At 53.0% G+C, this 14,937-nt stretch carries 15 protein-coding genes; 6 read left to right on the top strand and 9 right to left on the bottom strand.

Translation table 11 applies throughout. From position 1 onward, the window contains the following. Positions 1 to 45: 45 nt before the first annotated feature. Genes ASD64_RS11035 through ASD64_RS11045 form a run of 3 tightly spaced genes read left to right on the top strand, consistent with a single transcriptional unit; the run spans position 46 to position 6,334 of the window. Positions 46 to 1,878 (top strand): type I restriction-modification system subunit M, encoded by a 1,833-nt coding sequence (locus ASD64_RS11035; RefSeq protein ID WP_056104865.1) that lies wholly within the window; start codon positions 46 to 48, stop codon positions 1,876 to 1,878. Next, entirely contained in the window at positions 1,875 to 3,215 is a 1,341-nt protein-coding gene (locus ASD64_RS11040; RefSeq protein ID WP_056104867.1) for a restriction endonuclease subunit S, read from the top strand. Before ASD64_RS11035 ends, ASD64_RS11040 begins: the two co-directional genes overlap by 4 nt. Further along, positions 3,212 to 6,334, top strand: coding sequence for a type I restriction endonuclease subunit R (locus ASD64_RS11045; RefSeq protein ID WP_056104870.1), 3,123 nt, complete (start codon positions 3,212 to 3,214; stop codon positions 6,332 to 6,334). The genes ASD64_RS11040 and ASD64_RS11045 overlap by 4 nt, the downstream gene beginning before the upstream one ends. A 13-nt stretch (positions 6,335 to 6,347) precedes the next feature. Here ASD64_RS11045 and ASD64_RS20985 read toward each other — a convergent pair whose 3' ends face one another. The 5 genes from ASD64_RS20985 to ASD64_RS11060 all read right to left on the bottom strand — a co-directional run bounded on the left by ASD64_RS20985 (position 6,348) and on the right by ASD64_RS11060 (position 8,429). Then, positions 6,348 to 6,917, bottom strand: coding sequence for an SHOCT domain-containing protein (locus tag ASD64_RS20985; protein WP_156460098.1), 570 nt, complete (start codon positions 6,915 to 6,917; stop codon positions 6,348 to 6,350). Between the two features lie 332 nt (positions 6,918 to 7,249). Next, the gene (locus ASD64_RS11050) at positions 7,250 to 7,456 is read right to left on the bottom strand and encodes a hypothetical protein (protein ID WP_056104872.1); all 207 of its coding nucleotides are present in this window, start codon (positions 7,454 to 7,456) and stop codon (positions 7,250 to 7,252) included. Then, on the bottom strand, positions 7,453 to 7,623 hold the full coding sequence (locus tag ASD64_RS20990) for a hypothetical protein (protein ID WP_156460099.1): 171 nt from the start codon (positions 7,621 to 7,623) through the stop codon (positions 7,453 to 7,455). Before ASD64_RS20990 ends, ASD64_RS11050 begins: the two co-directional genes overlap by 4 nt. Before the next feature lie 30 nt (positions 7,624 to 7,653). Beyond that, a complete protein-coding gene (locus ASD64_RS11055; protein WP_056104874.1) occupies positions 7,654 to 7,857 on the bottom strand; it encodes a helix-turn-helix domain-containing protein in 204 nt (67 codons plus the stop codon). Positions 7,858 to 7,874: 17 nt separating this feature from the next. After that, positions 7,875 to 8,429, bottom strand: coding sequence for a recombinase family protein (locus tag ASD64_RS11060; protein ID WP_056104876.1), 555 nt, complete (start codon positions 8,427 to 8,429; stop codon positions 7,875 to 7,877). 138 nt (positions 8,430 to 8,567) lie between these two features. Between ASD64_RS11060 and ASD64_RS11065 the strand changes: the two genes are divergently transcribed. After that, positions 8,568 to 9,650 (top strand): GTP pyrophosphokinase family protein, encoded by a 1,083-nt coding sequence (locus ASD64_RS11065; protein ID WP_056104879.1) that lies wholly within the window; start codon positions 8,568 to 8,570, stop codon positions 9,648 to 9,650. 25 nt (positions 9,651 to 9,675) lie between these two features. On the opposite strand, the gene ASD64_RS11070 is transcribed toward ASD64_RS11065, so the two are convergent. The 4 genes from ASD64_RS11070 to ASD64_RS11085 all read right to left on the bottom strand — a co-directional run bounded on the left by ASD64_RS11070 (position 9,676) and on the right by ASD64_RS11085 (position 12,844). Next, complete coding sequence (locus ASD64_RS11070; protein ID WP_056104881.1) at positions 9,676 to 11,007, bottom strand: tyrosine-type recombinase/integrase; 1,332 nt, start codon at positions 11,005 to 11,007, stop codon at positions 9,676 to 9,678. Positions 11,008 to 11,217: 210 nt separating this feature from the next. After that, the gene (gene rpsI, locus ASD64_RS11075; RefSeq protein ID WP_056104884.1) at positions 11,218 to 11,697 is read right to left on the bottom strand and encodes a 30S ribosomal protein S9; all 480 of its coding nucleotides are present in this window, start codon (positions 11,695 to 11,697) and stop codon (positions 11,218 to 11,220) included. After that, positions 11,697 to 12,161: a 50S ribosomal protein L13 gene (gene rplM / locus ASD64_RS11080; RefSeq protein WP_056104885.1), complete on the bottom strand. Its 465-nt coding sequence runs from the start codon at positions 12,159 to 12,161 to the stop codon at positions 11,697 to 11,699. Before rplM ends, rpsI begins: the two co-directional genes overlap by 1 nt. A 236-nt stretch (positions 12,162 to 12,397) precedes the next feature. After that, positions 12,398 to 12,844, bottom strand: coding sequence for a PaaI family thioesterase (locus ASD64_RS11085; RefSeq protein WP_056104887.1), 447 nt, complete (start codon positions 12,842 to 12,844; stop codon positions 12,398 to 12,400). 194 nt (positions 12,845 to 13,038) lie between these two features. Between ASD64_RS11085 and ASD64_RS11090 the strand changes: the two genes are divergently transcribed. Together ASD64_RS11090 and ASD64_RS11095 are read left to right on the top strand one after the other, a co-directional pair. Then, positions 13,039 to 13,860 (top strand): enoyl-CoA hydratase, encoded by an 822-nt coding sequence (locus ASD64_RS11090; protein WP_056105090.1) that lies wholly within the window; start codon positions 13,039 to 13,041, stop codon positions 13,858 to 13,860. Positions 13,861 to 13,863: 3 nt separating this feature from the next. Continuing rightward, on the top strand, positions 13,864 to 14,283 hold the full coding sequence (locus ASD64_RS11095; protein ID WP_056104889.1) for a VOC family protein: 420 nt from the start codon (positions 13,864 to 13,866) through the stop codon (positions 14,281 to 14,283). The last annotated feature ends 654 nt before the right edge of the window (positions 14,284 to 14,937 follow it).

Raw genomic sequence — 14,937 nt, forward strand, 5'->3', positions numbered from 1 at the left:
GCGTCTCTGCTGGTCAGATGGGCTTGGAACTGCCCGGAGCATAGCATGAATCACCAAACCCTATCCGCCTTCATCTGGTCAGTGGCCGACCTGCTTCGTGGTGATTTCAAGCAATCCGACTATGGCAAGGTCATCCTGCCGTTCACGGTCCTTCGCCGGCTCGATTGCGTCTTGGAGTCGACCAAGGCTGAGGTTCTGACGGAATTTGCAGATAGGTCGAAGGCCGGCATCAATCCTGAACCGTTCCTTTTGCGGAAATCCGGGCAAAGTTTTTACAACACGTCCGAAATGGACATGAAGCGCCTGATGGGCGATCAGGACCACATCCGGGAAAACCTGTTCGCATACATCCAAGCCTTTTCCGAGAATGTGCGGGATATTTTCGAACGGTTCGATTTTGCCACTCAGGTCGATCGGCTGGCCAAGAACGGTCTGCTCTATCAAGTCGCCGAGAAATTCGCCGGCATCAACCTGCATCCCGATAATGTCTCCAACACCCAGATGGGGCAGGTCTTCGAAGAGCTGATCCGGAAATTTGCGGAAATTTCCAATGAAACCGCAGGTGAGCATTTCACGCCTCGTGAAGTGATTCGGCTTATGGTCAACCTGATTTTCGTTGAAGATGATGATGTGCTGTCAAAGCCGGGTGTGGTGCGCACAATCTATGATCCGACTGCCGGCACCGGTGGCATGTTGTCGGTTGCCGATGAACATTTGTCCAACATGAATCCAAATGCTCGACTGACCATGTTTGGTCAGGAACTCAACGACGAGTCCTATGCGATCTGCAAAGCGGACATGCTGATCAAGGGTCAGAACGTTGGCAACATCATCGCCGGCAATACACTCTCCGATGATGGCCATCATGGCCAGAAATTCGATTACATGCTGTCCAATCCGCCCTTTGGCGTCGAATGGAAGAAGGTCGAAAAAGAGGTACGGAAGGAACACGAAAGCCAAGGTTTCAATGGCCGGTTTGGTCCGGGTCTACCAAGGGTTTCGGACGGATCACTTCTGTTCCTGATGCATCTGCTCGCCAAAATGCGACCGGCATCCGAAGGCGGTTGCAGGTTCGGCATCGTGTTGAACGGATCGCCACTGTTCACCGGTTCTGCCGGGTCTGGCGAAAGTGAAATCCGTCGCCATCTGCTCGAAAACGATCTGGTCGAGGCAATCATCGGATTGCCTACGGATATGTTCTACAACACCGGCATTTCCACCTATGTCTGGATCGTGTCCAACCGGAAGCCTGCCCATCGCAAGGGCAAGGTTCAGTTGATCGATGCATCGTCCATGTGGCGGAAGATGCGCAAAAGCCTTGGTTCAAAACGCCGAGAAATGGGCGACGACGGTATAGCCACGGTTACCAGCCTGTTTGGCGAATTTGTCGAAGCGCAATTGGCGACGATAATTGACGGGGATGGCAAGGAAGTTGGCCAGATGATTTTGCGGGCTGATGAACCGCCTCTCATTCCCGCTGAAGGCAAGGTGAAACTCGCTCCGATTTCTCGCATCTTCCCCAATGAAGTATTTGGCTATCGGACTATTACGGTCGAGCGCCCATTGAAGGACACTGATGGGAAAATAATCCTTGGTGAGCGAGGCAGGCAGAAGGGCAAGCCACAGCCTAATTCTTCGCTGCGGGATACAGAAAATGTGCCGCTGTCGGAAGATGTCGAAACCTATTTCAAGCGGGAAGTTTTGCCTCATGCGTCCGATGCGTGGATAGATCACGACAAGACCAAGGTCGGCTATGAAATCCCGTTCAACCGGCATTTCTATGTGTTCGAACCGCCACGGGCACTGGATGAAATCAACGCCGATCTGAAAGTGGTCACCGACCGGATCAAAGCCATGATCGAGGGGCTGGCGGCATGAGCTTTCCAAAATACGAAAGCCACAAGGATTCATGCGTCGAGTGGCTTGATGAGGTGCCAGCTCATTGGAGAATCAGCAGGTTAGGCTATGAGGCATGGGTGCGTGCCCGGCTTGGCTGGAAGGGGCTAAAGGCGGAAGAATACGTTGATGACGGGTATGCATTCCTAGCAACTCCGAACATTAAGGGTAGCGTGATTGACTTTGGCAATGTGAACTTCATCGATCACTTTCGCTACGAGGAATCTCCAGAAATCAAACTTAGAGTCGGAGATATTCTCTTGGCCAAGGACGGTTCTACCCTTGGCACTGTCAATATCATTCGAGTTCTTCCAATTCCCGCTACCGTTAACAGCTCTATCGCTGTAATAAGCCCGCATTCAAATCTAGATAGTATTTATGGGTATTACCTATTTCAGTCGTATTACATAGAAAACACTATCCAGCGCATCAAGGGCGGCATGGGCGTCCCACATCTATTCCAAGATGACTTAAATAGGTTCTACATCCCTCTACCTTCGCTGGCCGAGCAAGCCAGTATAGCCTCCTTTCTCGATCGAGAGACAGCCAACATCGATGCTCTGATTGATGAGCAAAAAAAGCTCATCGAGCTGCTGAAGGAAAAGCGGCAAGCTGTCATTTCCCGTGCCGTCATCAAGGGCCTCGATCCCGATGTGCCGATGAAGGATTCCGGTGTGGAATGGTTGGGGGAGATTCCGGCGCATTGGATGCTTGAGAAGTTCTCTCGGTGCGTTCAGATAGCAGAGGGACAAGTTGATCCGAGAAAAGAGCCATTTGCTTCTATGGTTCTCATCGCCCCGAACCACGTTGAAAGCATTACGGGTCGCCTTCTGTTCATGGAGACCGCTGTCGAGCAAGGTGCCGAAAGCGGCAAGTACCTCTGCCAGGCGGGCGATGTGATCTATTCAAAAATAAGGCCTGCTCTGGCGAAAGCTGTGTTGACGCCCGTCGACGCCCTGTGCAGTGCAGACATGTATCCGATGCGGGGTCGCAACGGACTTGCCGAACAGTATCTGCTGTGGCTGCTGCTCTCGCCTCAATTCACCGCATGGTCGGTTATGGAAGCCGATCGGGTGGCTATGCCCAAGATCAACAGAGAGGCACTATCCGACCTTCGGTTGCCGTTGCCGCCCAAGCAAGAGCAAGCTGAGATTTGTGCGTACCTTGACCGAGAAACGTGTGGGGTGGACAATTTGCTGTTGCAAGCCGAAACAGCCAACGCTCTGCTCCAAGAGCGCCGTTCAGCCCTCATCTCTGCCGCCGTTACCGGCAAAATTGATGTGCGTGATCAGGTGCAGCAGCAGATTGCAGCAGAATGAATATCCATAAAGAAATCAGCTTCGAAGACGAAATTTGCGGGTATCTTGCCGCTCATGGATGGCTCTATGGCAGTGGCAGTGCCAGCCTTTTTGATCGAATTTATGCGTTCTACCCAACAGACCTGATTTCTTGGATTCAGGATTCCCAGCCGAAGGCATGGGAAACGATTGCCAAGAATCATGGCGCTTCTGCCGAAACCGTTTTGATGGAACGTATCCGCAAACAGCTCGACGACCGTGGCACCTTGGATGTTTTACGCCATGGTGTGGAACTGATCGGCCTGAAACAGCCATTAGCACTCGCTCAATTCAAGCCTGCCTTAGCGATGAATCCAGAAATTATCGCTCGTTATCAGGCTAACCGGCTTCGTGTTGTTCGGCAGGTTCGCTATTCGAAATCCAATGAAAATTGCCTCGATCTGGTGCTGTTTCTCAACGGCATTCCGGTTGCCACTGCCGAACTTAAAACCGATTTCACCCAGACCGTTGATGATGCGATCGATCAATATCGGTTCGATCGTGATCCACGGCCAAAAGGCCAGTCAGCCGAGCCGCTGTTGAATTTCCCGGGTGGAGCATTGGTTCACTTCGCCATCAGCAATACCGAAGTCCATATGACGACGCAGCTTGCCGGCAAGGCGACACGGTTCCTGCCGTTTAATATGGGTGACAACGGAGCCAAGGGAAATCCGGTCAACCCGAATGGCCATCCCACCAGCTATCTCTGGGAACAGATATGGGAGCGGGAAAGCTGGCTCGAAATCATCGGGCGTTATCTGGTCACCAAGCGGAATTCCAAAAAGCAGATTACCAGCGTTGTTTTCCCTCGATACCACCAGTTGGATGCCACCAGAAAGTTGCAACAAGCCGTCCTGGCCGAAGGCCCAGGCGGCAAGTTCCTCATTCAGCATTCTGCCGGGTCAGGCAAAACGAATTCGATTTCGTGGTCAGCGCATTTCCTCGCCGATCTGCATGACGCCAACAACGAAAAACTGTTTTCGACGGTGATTGTGGTTTCCGATCGCAATGTGATCGATTCCCAATTGCAGGAAGCGCTGTTTGATTTTCAGCGGATCACTGGTGTCGTTGCTACCATCAAGAGCGAAGGCGAGAGCAAGAGCGGGCAACTGGCCAAAGCGCTGGATGACGGCAAAAAGATTATCGTCTGCACGATCCAGACATTTCCATTTGCCCTGGAAGCGGTTCGGGATCTGGCTGCAACGCAGGGCAAGAAATTCGCTGTCATTGCCGATGAGGCGCATTCATCCCAGACCGGCCAAGCGGCCTCGATGCTGAAGCAGGTTCTATCGGCAGAAGAAATTGCCGAACTTGGCGACGGTGGTGAAGTCAGCACGGAAGATGTGCTGGCGGTTCAGATGGCGGCACGGGCGAATGAGAAGGGCATCACCTACGTTGCCTTCACCGCTACGCCGAAATCGAAAACCATGGAATTGTTCGGACGGCGACCAAAGCTCGATGAACCTGCCGGCCCAAACAATCTGCCCGCACCCTTCCACGTCTATTCGATGCGACAGGCGATCGAGGAAGGTTTTATCCTCGATGTCCTGAAAAATTATACGCCGTATCGATTGGCTTTCAAGTTGGCCAATGACGGCAAGGAATGGGACGACAAACAGGTTGAGCGTGACGCTGCCCTGAAAGGCATCATGCAATGGGTTCGGCTCCATCCCTACAACATCAGCCAGAAAGTTCAGATTGTTGTTGAGCATTTCCGGGAGAATGTCTCTCCGCTGCTCGATGGCAAGGCCAAGGCAATGGTGGTTCTGACTAGCCGCAAGGAAGCCGTCCGTTGGCAGATTGCCGTTGAAAAATACATCAAGTCCAAGGGCTACAAGATCGGAACCTTGGTGGCGTTTTCCGGAGAGGTTGACGACAAGGAAAGCGGTCCTGATCCGTTCACCGAAACCGGCAAGGAACTGAATCCAAACCTGAAAGGCCGGGATATCCGGGAAGCCTTTGCGGGCGAAGAATATCAACTGCTTTTGGTGGCCAACAAATTCCAGACCGGCTTCGATCAGCCGTTGCTGTGCGGCATGTATATCGATCGGCGGCTTGCCGGCATTCAGGCGGTGCAAACCCTGTCACGTCTCAATCGGGCGCATCCCGGCAAGGACACCACCTACATCTTGGATTTCGTCAACAGTTCGGAAGATATCCTTGCGGCTTTCCGGACCTACTATGACACGGCGGAACTGGAAGCCGTTACCGATCCAAATCTGGTTTTCAATCTGCGATCAAAGCTCGATGCAACCGGCCACTATGATGACTTTGAAGTTGATCGGGTTGTTCGTGTCGAAATGGACCCCAAAGGCCAACAGGGGCAGCTTGTGGCGGCTTTGTCACCAGTAGCCGACCGATTGCTCAAGAAATACAAAAACGCTCAGGAAAGGCTTAAAACGGCGCTGGATAAGGAGGATGAAAATGCCGCCACTGCCGCCCGTGATGAGTTGAATTCTCTTATCCTGTTCAAGGGTGATATGGGCGCATATCTGCGGCTTTACAGCTTCCTGTCGCAGATATTCGACTACGGCAACACCGATATCGAGAAGCGTTTCATCTTCTACCGGCGTCTTATTCCGCTGCTGGAATTTGGCCGGGAGCGGGATGGCATTGATCTGTCGAAAGTGAAGCTGACCCACCACAGCCTGAAATCGCAGGGGCGGTTGCCATTGCCAATCGATGGCGATGAGAAGGCGAAGCTTGCTCCGCTTTCCGAAGCCGGATCGGGCAGCATTCAGGATAAAGAAAAGGCGCTTCTTGCCGAAATCATCGCCAAGGTGAATGACCTTTTCCAAGGCGAACTGACCGACGATGACCAGCTTGTCTATGTGAACAACGTCATCAAAGGGAAATTGCTGGAATCCAAGGAACTGGTCACGCAGGCCAGCAACAACACCAAGGCCCAGTTCGCCAACTCGCCTACTCTTGCCGATGAAATCCTGAATGCCGTCATGGATGCCTTGTCGGCACATACCGTTATGAGCAAACAGGCGCTGGAATCCCAGAAGGTCAGAGACGGCCTCAAGGATGTGCTGCTTGGACCGGGCCAGCTTTATGAGGCGCTAAGAGAAAAGGCGGATTTGTCGAATATAAGTTGATATAGCCATTCCTCTAGAAAATATCACTGAAAATACCTTTGTTAACGCTTATTATGCACATTCCAATCCAACAACGCCCGGTAATTGTGGCATCGATTGTTTCAATTTTGTTATCATTATCTTCTAGAATCGCAATGACATCATATCGTGTCTGAAATGCTGATGTGAGTGGCACTTGGATTGATTGAACTTCCCATTTTCTGTTTTTTATATTTTTCTGTATATAATCTTTTGAAAATATTGATACAACATTATTGTTATAATATATAATGGAAGAAGTACAAATTAACAACGTCAGTAATATAAATCTAAAAAAACCACCGCCTAATATATACTCTTTTTTCTCAAATTTCTGACCTTTATTATCATGCTCATTGAGCATATCATTTTTCAATTTATCAAATTCAGACTTTGATATCGAATGTTCCTTATGTAAATTATATATTTCTCCAATTTCATCGGGATCGAAATTGTTCAACCGTCCATCAAGTAGCTTCTTTTTTGTAAGGTTATATTCTGTCTCGCTTAGAATGCCACTCTTCAGCAGGTCGGAAAGCTTAGCCAGTTCACTTGCAATTCCCATGCGTCTCGCTCCCCCGGGCGAAGAAATGTGACCTATCATAGAATTGATAGACTTAGTTTGGGAAGGTGGTTCGTAAGGTGTAGGAGAAACTTACCTACTTTACGCTTCCCGGCTGACCGTTTCCATTAGCTACGTCCGTTTAGTGCTTCTTACGCCGGAAATGGTCGCAGACAAAATCTAGCGACAACGGCAAAAGCGGCAGTTCGTGTCTCAGTTCTGGATATGCTTCGTAGAGGATTTTATTCCTGTTGTCCGGATGTGTGCATCGAACGCCTAATCCAAGCGCCACCAGCCAAGCCATATGCTGGCAATTACCGCAATTTCTTTCTTCATCAATCGGTTGACTGCTCATTGTTGTTGTCCACAGCCGGAAGGAGGTTCGCAGCCCGTTCTTTCGCCTTGCGTTCTTCGCCGGCAAGATAGTGGTCGAATGAATCCATCAGGTGGGTGTAGGGCGGGATTTTTCCGGATTCCTCTAATTCTTTCAGGGTGAACCCCGGAATCCTGCGCCGCTTTTCCTTGGTTGATTTGCTGTTCAAGGTAATTCTACTCCATCGGCATTTTTGCGGACGAACTCAGCCTCTTTGAGCGAATGAAATGCCCAATTTCCAAAGAAGCCAACGGGTTTGCGGGGCGATTTCACTCTTTCCGCCAAAATGAATGCCTTTAGCTGCTCCCGATAGTTTTCCTGCTCGATTGTCTCCATCGCTTCGTCCGCATTTCACAAATCCCGCTTTCAGTACGGGTGATTTTCTGGTGCTTTCGTCGGGATCGGTTGATTGTCCATGATATCAGATATGACACGATAAACGGATGATCTGCTGATGCCGGTCGCCCTAGCGATTTCGGTTGCTCCTTTTTCAGCCAAATGCATTTCGATGATACGGAACACGTTGCGTTTCACCTTGAGGTGGCGGTGCATCAATCGGTTCTCAGCCATAGGCTTGGTTCCTCCTGCTATGCGGCCTCTGCAAGAATGCGATAGACAGAGGATCGGCCAATTCCCAGAGAGGCTGCAATCTCGATGGCCGTCTTACCGGAAGAATGCATTTCCAAGACCTGCGGCAGCTTCCGCCTTGCGGTCGGTACTCTCCCTTTGAATTTATGTTCGGCCTTGGCTTTCGCAATGCCTTCCCGCTGCCGAGCCAGCATGATTTCACGCTCAAATTGGGCGATCGATCCGACCAAGTTCATCAGCAATCTTCCGGTTGGCGATGTCGTGTCGATGGCCATGTCGAGAATTTTCAGCCCGACCGCCTTTTCCTGAAGGCGGGCGACGATCTGATTCAGGTCGCCAACGGATCGGGCCAACCGATCGAGTCTGGTCACGACCAGCACATCACCTTCACGGACGAACTCGATCGCCCTTTCCAATTCCAGCCGCTGGGAATTGATCGAGGAAACCTGTTCGCTGAAAATCTTGTCGCAGCCTTGAGTCTTCAAATCCCGAAGTTGCGCTTCAAGGCCGGCTGTCTGTTCGATCGTGCTGGTCCTGGCGTATCCGATATTCATGCGTGTTCATCCCATTAGCCTCTAAGAAATAATAGGATAAGATTCCTAAAATGTCAATACGACTTGTATGGGACAGGTATCGAGGATTACGGTTCTTTCCATAAGGGCAGGGCCTATTGGTGTTGGGGCGAAGGGCAAATGATCGAAATTGTTGAGCGATTGGCGGTGGAATATGCTGCCAGTCGTGTGATTTATGGAGAGCTTGCCGAGAGTATAGTGCGAGTAGTCAAGGACTTGGCAAAGGATGGTTCCGTAGATCTATTTCACACCGAGTCGAGAGCGAAAGATATTGAGAGTTTCAAGCGAAAACTGGAACGACCCGAAAAGGCAGGAAAATATAAAAAGCTAAAAGATGTAACAGATCTGTGCGGCGTAAGATTTGTTGTCCTTTATCAGAAAGATGTTGATGCAATTTGTAAAATTATTGAAGATAATTTCATTATCGATAGAGCAAATTCAATAGATAAGAATTCGGCTTCGGACCCTGATAAATTTGGATATTTGTCTGTGCACCTTATCGTAAGCCACATAGAAAACCGGGTTCGCTTGCCAGATTTCAGGAAGTACGAAGGGATGAAGGCTGAAATCCAAGTGCGTACGGTGTTGCAGCACGCATGGGCTGTAATTGATAGGCAGCTAAGATATAAGAACGACAGTGACATCCCGCTTCCAGTGAAGCGCAAACTCTACAGAGTAAGTGCACTTCTGGAGGGGGCGGATGAGGACCTCTCTGAGGTCGAGAAATCTGTCGGAAATCTTCGGCGGTCTTATGCAGCAGGCGTGAGCGAGGGGCAGCTTGCAGTCGCAATCAATATGGAATCTCTTGATGTATACATTCAAAATAGTAGGGACGTTGAAAGAATAGAGCAGGCAGCAAGGCTTGCTGGAATTGTTGTTGAGGTAAGAGATAGGTATGATCCAAAAGATGAAATAAAATATAACAGGCTTTTATCGCTGATTAAATCAGCAGGTATATCTAATATAGATGAATTGAACAACGTTTTAAATAATTTAATTGAAAAACCTGATTATATACTTCGTAAATTTTTGCATAATGCAAACAATAAGCCAATAAAGCTAAGTATATATGCCTTAATAAGGGTGTTATTGTATTTTTCATCGGATAAAAAGGTTAGATCGATTGCGAAGCGAAGTGGCGGATACGTTGGGTCAACGCTCAAGGCGATAAATGCCACGCTCGGATCTATCGATATAGGTTAATGTAGATTTTGGGTGGACATGTTGATCAAAGATACCAACCTTTACGGCTTTTCTCTTTGTTCAGGCTGCCGCCATGAATATGCGCCTTTTGCGTGGCCGTAACATGGGAGTAATGACTGAAAAGTGTGGTCGGCGACGTACCCATGTTCTTCGCCAAGTCGTGCAAGCTTATGTCCGAATTGGCTATGCGAAACGTCGCATAGGTGTGGCGTAGCGAGTAGATAGTGCGGACCTGTCCAAAGCTATCGGTGAGCAGACCTGCGGCGTCGAGAACGGATTTGAACGTCTTGCCGAAATTCTCTACCGGCCTTCCATCCCGATCGCTAAAGACGAAATCGTCAGGCCCGGTACGATTGTTCTGCTCTCTCATGCGGGCGACGATTTCGATCGCATTGTGAAGTGTGACGCATGTGCGCTCGCCCGTCTTGGTCGTGGGTGCGATATTGAGGTGAAGTTGATCGATGCCTTTTCGATCCTTCTTGATTTTCAGGTCACGCCAGCGCAACTGCCGTGCCTCATTAGGGCGCAAGCCGGATGCCTGCATGAACAGAACATAATTTCTGAGCAGGTGACGGTGATAGATATGAACACCGTTTGACATGGTGTGGGTGTGCAGCGGCTGATAATCGGAATTTGATTTATCTTCCGGCTTGTCGTCACCTGCCCAACTGCGCAGATATCGATAGAGGGCTTTCCAGTCTTCCTCTTCGAAAGCCGGACGCCTCGACACGCCATGCTTCTTTTGTAATGGAACTTTCACATGAGGCATTCGGGTCATCAACCCTGTGCGAACAGCCCATGCGAATATCTGCCGGAGAACCGTCTGTTCCATTTGTAGCGTCTTGGAGGCGGGAATCTTCGCCACATTTCCAAGTCGAGATTTGTGCGGGTGGAGCTTTGTGGGGCGTGCCTTTTGAGCGGCTTCAATCTTTTGAGTGCCCGCTGCTGAAACCCAATAATTGCGCCGCCAGTCCCAATACTTTTCGACCAGCGTGTCGCTGATCTGGGAAAGTGAATATTTGCCAAAATAGGGAATAAAATATCGATTTGCCGTGCCATTGATGTAGGTCAGGCGATGAGTTGACAGGCCGATTTGATGCACTTCGGCCCAGCGCTTATAGAGGGTCGAAAATGTGTTTGTTCCGACCTCTAGGCCATTCCTGAAGCGATACCAGTAGTCGTTGAAATATGTTTCAGCGACGGCCTTGGCCTCTGCCAAGTTGGTTCGTTTTGTCGATTTGACGATATAGTTGTCCAGCCCGTCGATGCGAATACGGGCGTGATAGGTCGGATTGTCGTTGCGAGTGTAGAGGACGATCTTCCCGTCCATAAATTCGTGGCGGTTTTCGTATGCCATTAGCCTTGCCCTGCCGATCACAGTCGGGAACAGACAAAGCCAAAATCCGCTAACCGCAGGCGCTCCCAAAGTGGAGGCGTGTCATAGCCATGTCAATTCCAGAAACTGGAATCTCAATGGATTCAGGTGTTTGGTCAAGCGTGTAAAAATATGTCAAGGGCTAAGTTGTTAGCTAAGCCCTTGATTTGATTGATAAATATTTTTCCAGCTTTAACGCTTGGAGAACTGGAAGGAGCGACGGGCCTTGGCCCTGCCGTACTTCTTGCGCTCGACGATACGGCTGTCGCGGGTCAGGAAGCCGCCCTTCTTGAGCACGCCGCGCAGCGCCGGCTCGTAATAGGTCAGCGCCTTGGAGATGCCGTGGCGCACAGCGCCTGCCTGGCCCGACAGGCCGCCGCCGACGACGGTGGCGACGACATCGTACTGGCCGGCGCGGCTGGTCGCGACGATCGGCTGGTTGAGGATCATCTGCAGCACCGGGCGCGCGAAGTAGGTCGCGAATTCCTTGCCGTTGACGATGATCTTGCCTGAACCGGGCTTCACCCAGACACGGGCGATGGCGTTCTTGCGCTTGCCGGTGGCATAGGCGCGGCCCGACTTGTCGAGTTTCTGGACATGGACGGGTGCGGCCGGCTCCGAGGCCTGCGCAACCGAACCGAGTTCTGCGAGCGAGGAAAGCTGCTCAGCCATTACGAGGCCCTCTTGTTCTTGGCGTTCAGCGCGCCGACGTCGAGCGTCTCGGGCTGCTGGGCCGTGTGGGGATGCTCGGCGCCTGCATAGACGCGGAGGTTCTTCATCTGGCGGCGGCCAAGCGGGCCGCGCGGGATCATGCGCTCGACGGCCTTCTCAAGCACGCGCTCCGGGAAGCGGCCTTCGAGCAGCTGGCGCGCGGTGCGCTCCTTGATGCCGCCGGGGTGTCCAGTGTGCCAGTAGTAGACCTTGTCGGTGAATTTCTTGCCGGTGAACGCCACCTTGTCGGCATTGATGATGATGACGTTGTCGCCATCGTCGACATGCGGGGTGAAGGTGGGCTTGTGCTTGCCGCGCAGGCGATTGGCGACGACAGTGGCGAGACGGCCGACGACGAGACCTTCGGCGTCGATCAGCACCCACTTCTTCACCACGTCCGCAGGCTTCTGCGAAAAGGTTGTCATGGTTCTTGCTTTCGGTTCGAACCTTGCCGGCCCGACAGGCCAGGAAGGCGTTTCTTGTTGCTTGGATTGGCGTTTGCTTTGCCAATAACAAAACGGCGACCTTTGCGGGCCGCTGTTTCGAGGCTGCTTATAGGGGAGGGCCGGCAGCGCGTCAAGCGTCGCAAGCTTGAACGATTCATGAAAAGAAAAGCAAAAACAATGTGTTGGTAGTGTGGTATTATTTTACCGCATTAAAATCACGGTTTCGGCGGGATCGAGTAGGTGCCTGTCGCATGCGCCACCGTGTGCTTGTCGGGCCCGGCCACGATATCGATGTCGAACACCATCAGGCTCCTGCCCAGTTTCAGGATGCGGCAGTGGCCGTCGATCGGCCCGGCTTCGGCCTTGCGCACGAAGTTGATGTTGAGGTTTGTCGTCACCGACAGCGCATCCGGCCCGGCATGGGTGAGCACGCAGACATAGCCGCCGATATCGGCAAGCGTGAACAGCGCGGGGCCGGACACCGTGCCGCCGGGGCGCAGATGCCGCTCGCCGGCATTGAGACGCACCGTGCAGCCGCCGGCAAACACGTCGATCGCCTCATATGACGGATGGCCGTCATTCAACTGCGGAAAGACAGAGGCGATGAGGCCGTTGACTTCGGCGACGGTAAGGACTGGGTTCAAGGTGGCTTGTGCGGGCATGGCTTCGGTTCCGTTCGGTGCTGGTGTCCCGAATCCGAAATTCGTTCACCGCCTTGATCCTTATGCGACGAATTCCAAATCCGTCATATGGCCCGAGAAAGCACATTCCGTTGCCGGTCTTCAACGGATGTCGCACTGGTTTTTGCCCTGTTCCTATTGGATAAAGGTCGCACCCGGAAATGTTGGAGGTGAAAATGGCCGAAGTGGTCGCGATGAAGCGTGAAATGCCGCAAGGGCCTGTCTGGGCGGAACGCACCGGCCCCATTCTGCGGCTCACCCTGGCCAACCCGCCTGCCAACGTCCTGTCGCTTGCCGCCATGGCCGCGTTGCAGGCCGAACTTGAAGCGGCCCGCACCGACAAGGCCGTGCGCGTCATCGTCATTGCTTCGGCGGGCAAGGTGTTCAGCGCCGGTCACGACCTCAAGGAATTGTCGGCGCACCGCGGCGATCCGGACCGGGGTCGCGCCTTCTTCGAAAAGACCTTCGCTGCATGCGCCCTGCTCATGCAGACCGTGGTTCATCACCCTAAGCCCGTCATCGCCGAGATCGACGGGCTGGCCACCGCCGCCGGCCTGCAACTGGTCGCCAGTTGTGATCTCGCCGTGTGCACGCATGAATCGACCTTTTGCACGCCGGGCGTCCACATCGGCCTGTTCTGCTCGACGCCGATGGTTGCCGTCTCGCGCAACGCCTCGCGCAAGCAGGCCATGGAAATGCTCCTGACCGGCGAAACCATCGATGCCGCCACGGCAAAGGATTTCGGTCTCGTCAACCGTGTCGTCCCGCGCGACTACTTGAATCAGGTTGTCACCAAATATGCCGAAACCATTGCTTCCAAATCGCCTTTGACGCTCAAGATCGGCAAGGAAGCGTTTTACCGGCAGGTCGAAATGAAGCTGGAGGACGCCTACGCCTATACGTCGCAGGTCATGGTCGAGAACATGATGGCGCGCGATGCGGAGGAGGGCATCGGCGCCTTCATCGGCAAACGCGAACCGGAGTGGAAGGGGGAATAGGCGATGGAGCCGCGTATCTCCATCGTCACGATTGCCGTCGACGATCTCGACCGCATGGCAGGCTTCTATGAGGCGATGGGCCTGACCCGCCATCGCATCCGGGATGGGGTGGCCTTCTTCCAGATGGGCGGCGCGATCCTGGCGCTGTTTCCCCGCCCCAGTGCCGAGGAGGATGCCGGCATCGCCTTTGGCAGCGCGCCGTCGCGGGTCTATCTCGCCTATAACACCCGCTCGGAGCGGGAGGTCGAAGAGGTGCTGGCGCTGGCCGAGAAGGCCGGCGGGCGCATCGTCAAGCCGGCGCAGCGCGCCTTCTGGGGCGGCTGGTACGGCTATTTCGCCGATTGCGAGGGCAATGTGTGGGAAGTGGCGCACAATCCGGATTTCCCGCTCGACGCCGAAGGCAACATCTCGCTGCCGCAGTGAGCGGGTGGCGTAAAGTTCTTCGTGCTGGAAACCGGAGCGAAGCGCTGAGAACAATAAAGTTCCTCATGCCGGCAAACCGAGCGGAACGAGGGCGAGCCGGTATCCATGCCGTGACGTAGCGGCAGTACGCCGGCGGTCCGGAAAAGCCCCGTCCGCGGTCGAGAATGGGGATCGATCCATACACCTGCTACCCGTCCCCGCCGCCAACTCCTTGTTCCCATTCACTTCCTGCAAAACCTCTCATCGCCTTTTTCCACACCCCTTCGCACCGCCTCCATAATCCTTCGCATCGCTTCTNGGAAAAGCCCCGTCCGCGGTCGAGAATGGGGATCGATCCATGCACCTGCCACCCGTCCCCGCCGCCAACTCCTTGTTCCCATTCACTTCCTGCAAAACCTCTCATCGCCTTTTTCCACACCCCTTCGCACCGCCTCCATAATCCTTCGCATCGCTTCTGCGGGAAACTCGGTGCGCACCGGGTATCGAGGGGAAGCGTCGGTGCCGGGCTGGTCGCATGACGGTGTGCGGCTGGGTGATGAGCCCCCAAGTTCGGCCCTCGAACCGGGCATCGTGTGCCGGCGGGCAACCGCATGGCCGGTGTGCCGGTTGAGGGAAGCCACCGGACGGGCGGCCGCAAGGTCGCATTACTTACCT

The sequence above is a fragment of the Mesorhizobium sp. Root157 genome, from assembly GCF_001427385.1.
In the GTDB taxonomy this organism is placed as follows: Bacteria; Pseudomonadota; Alphaproteobacteria; order Rhizobiales; family Rhizobiaceae; genus Mesorhizobium.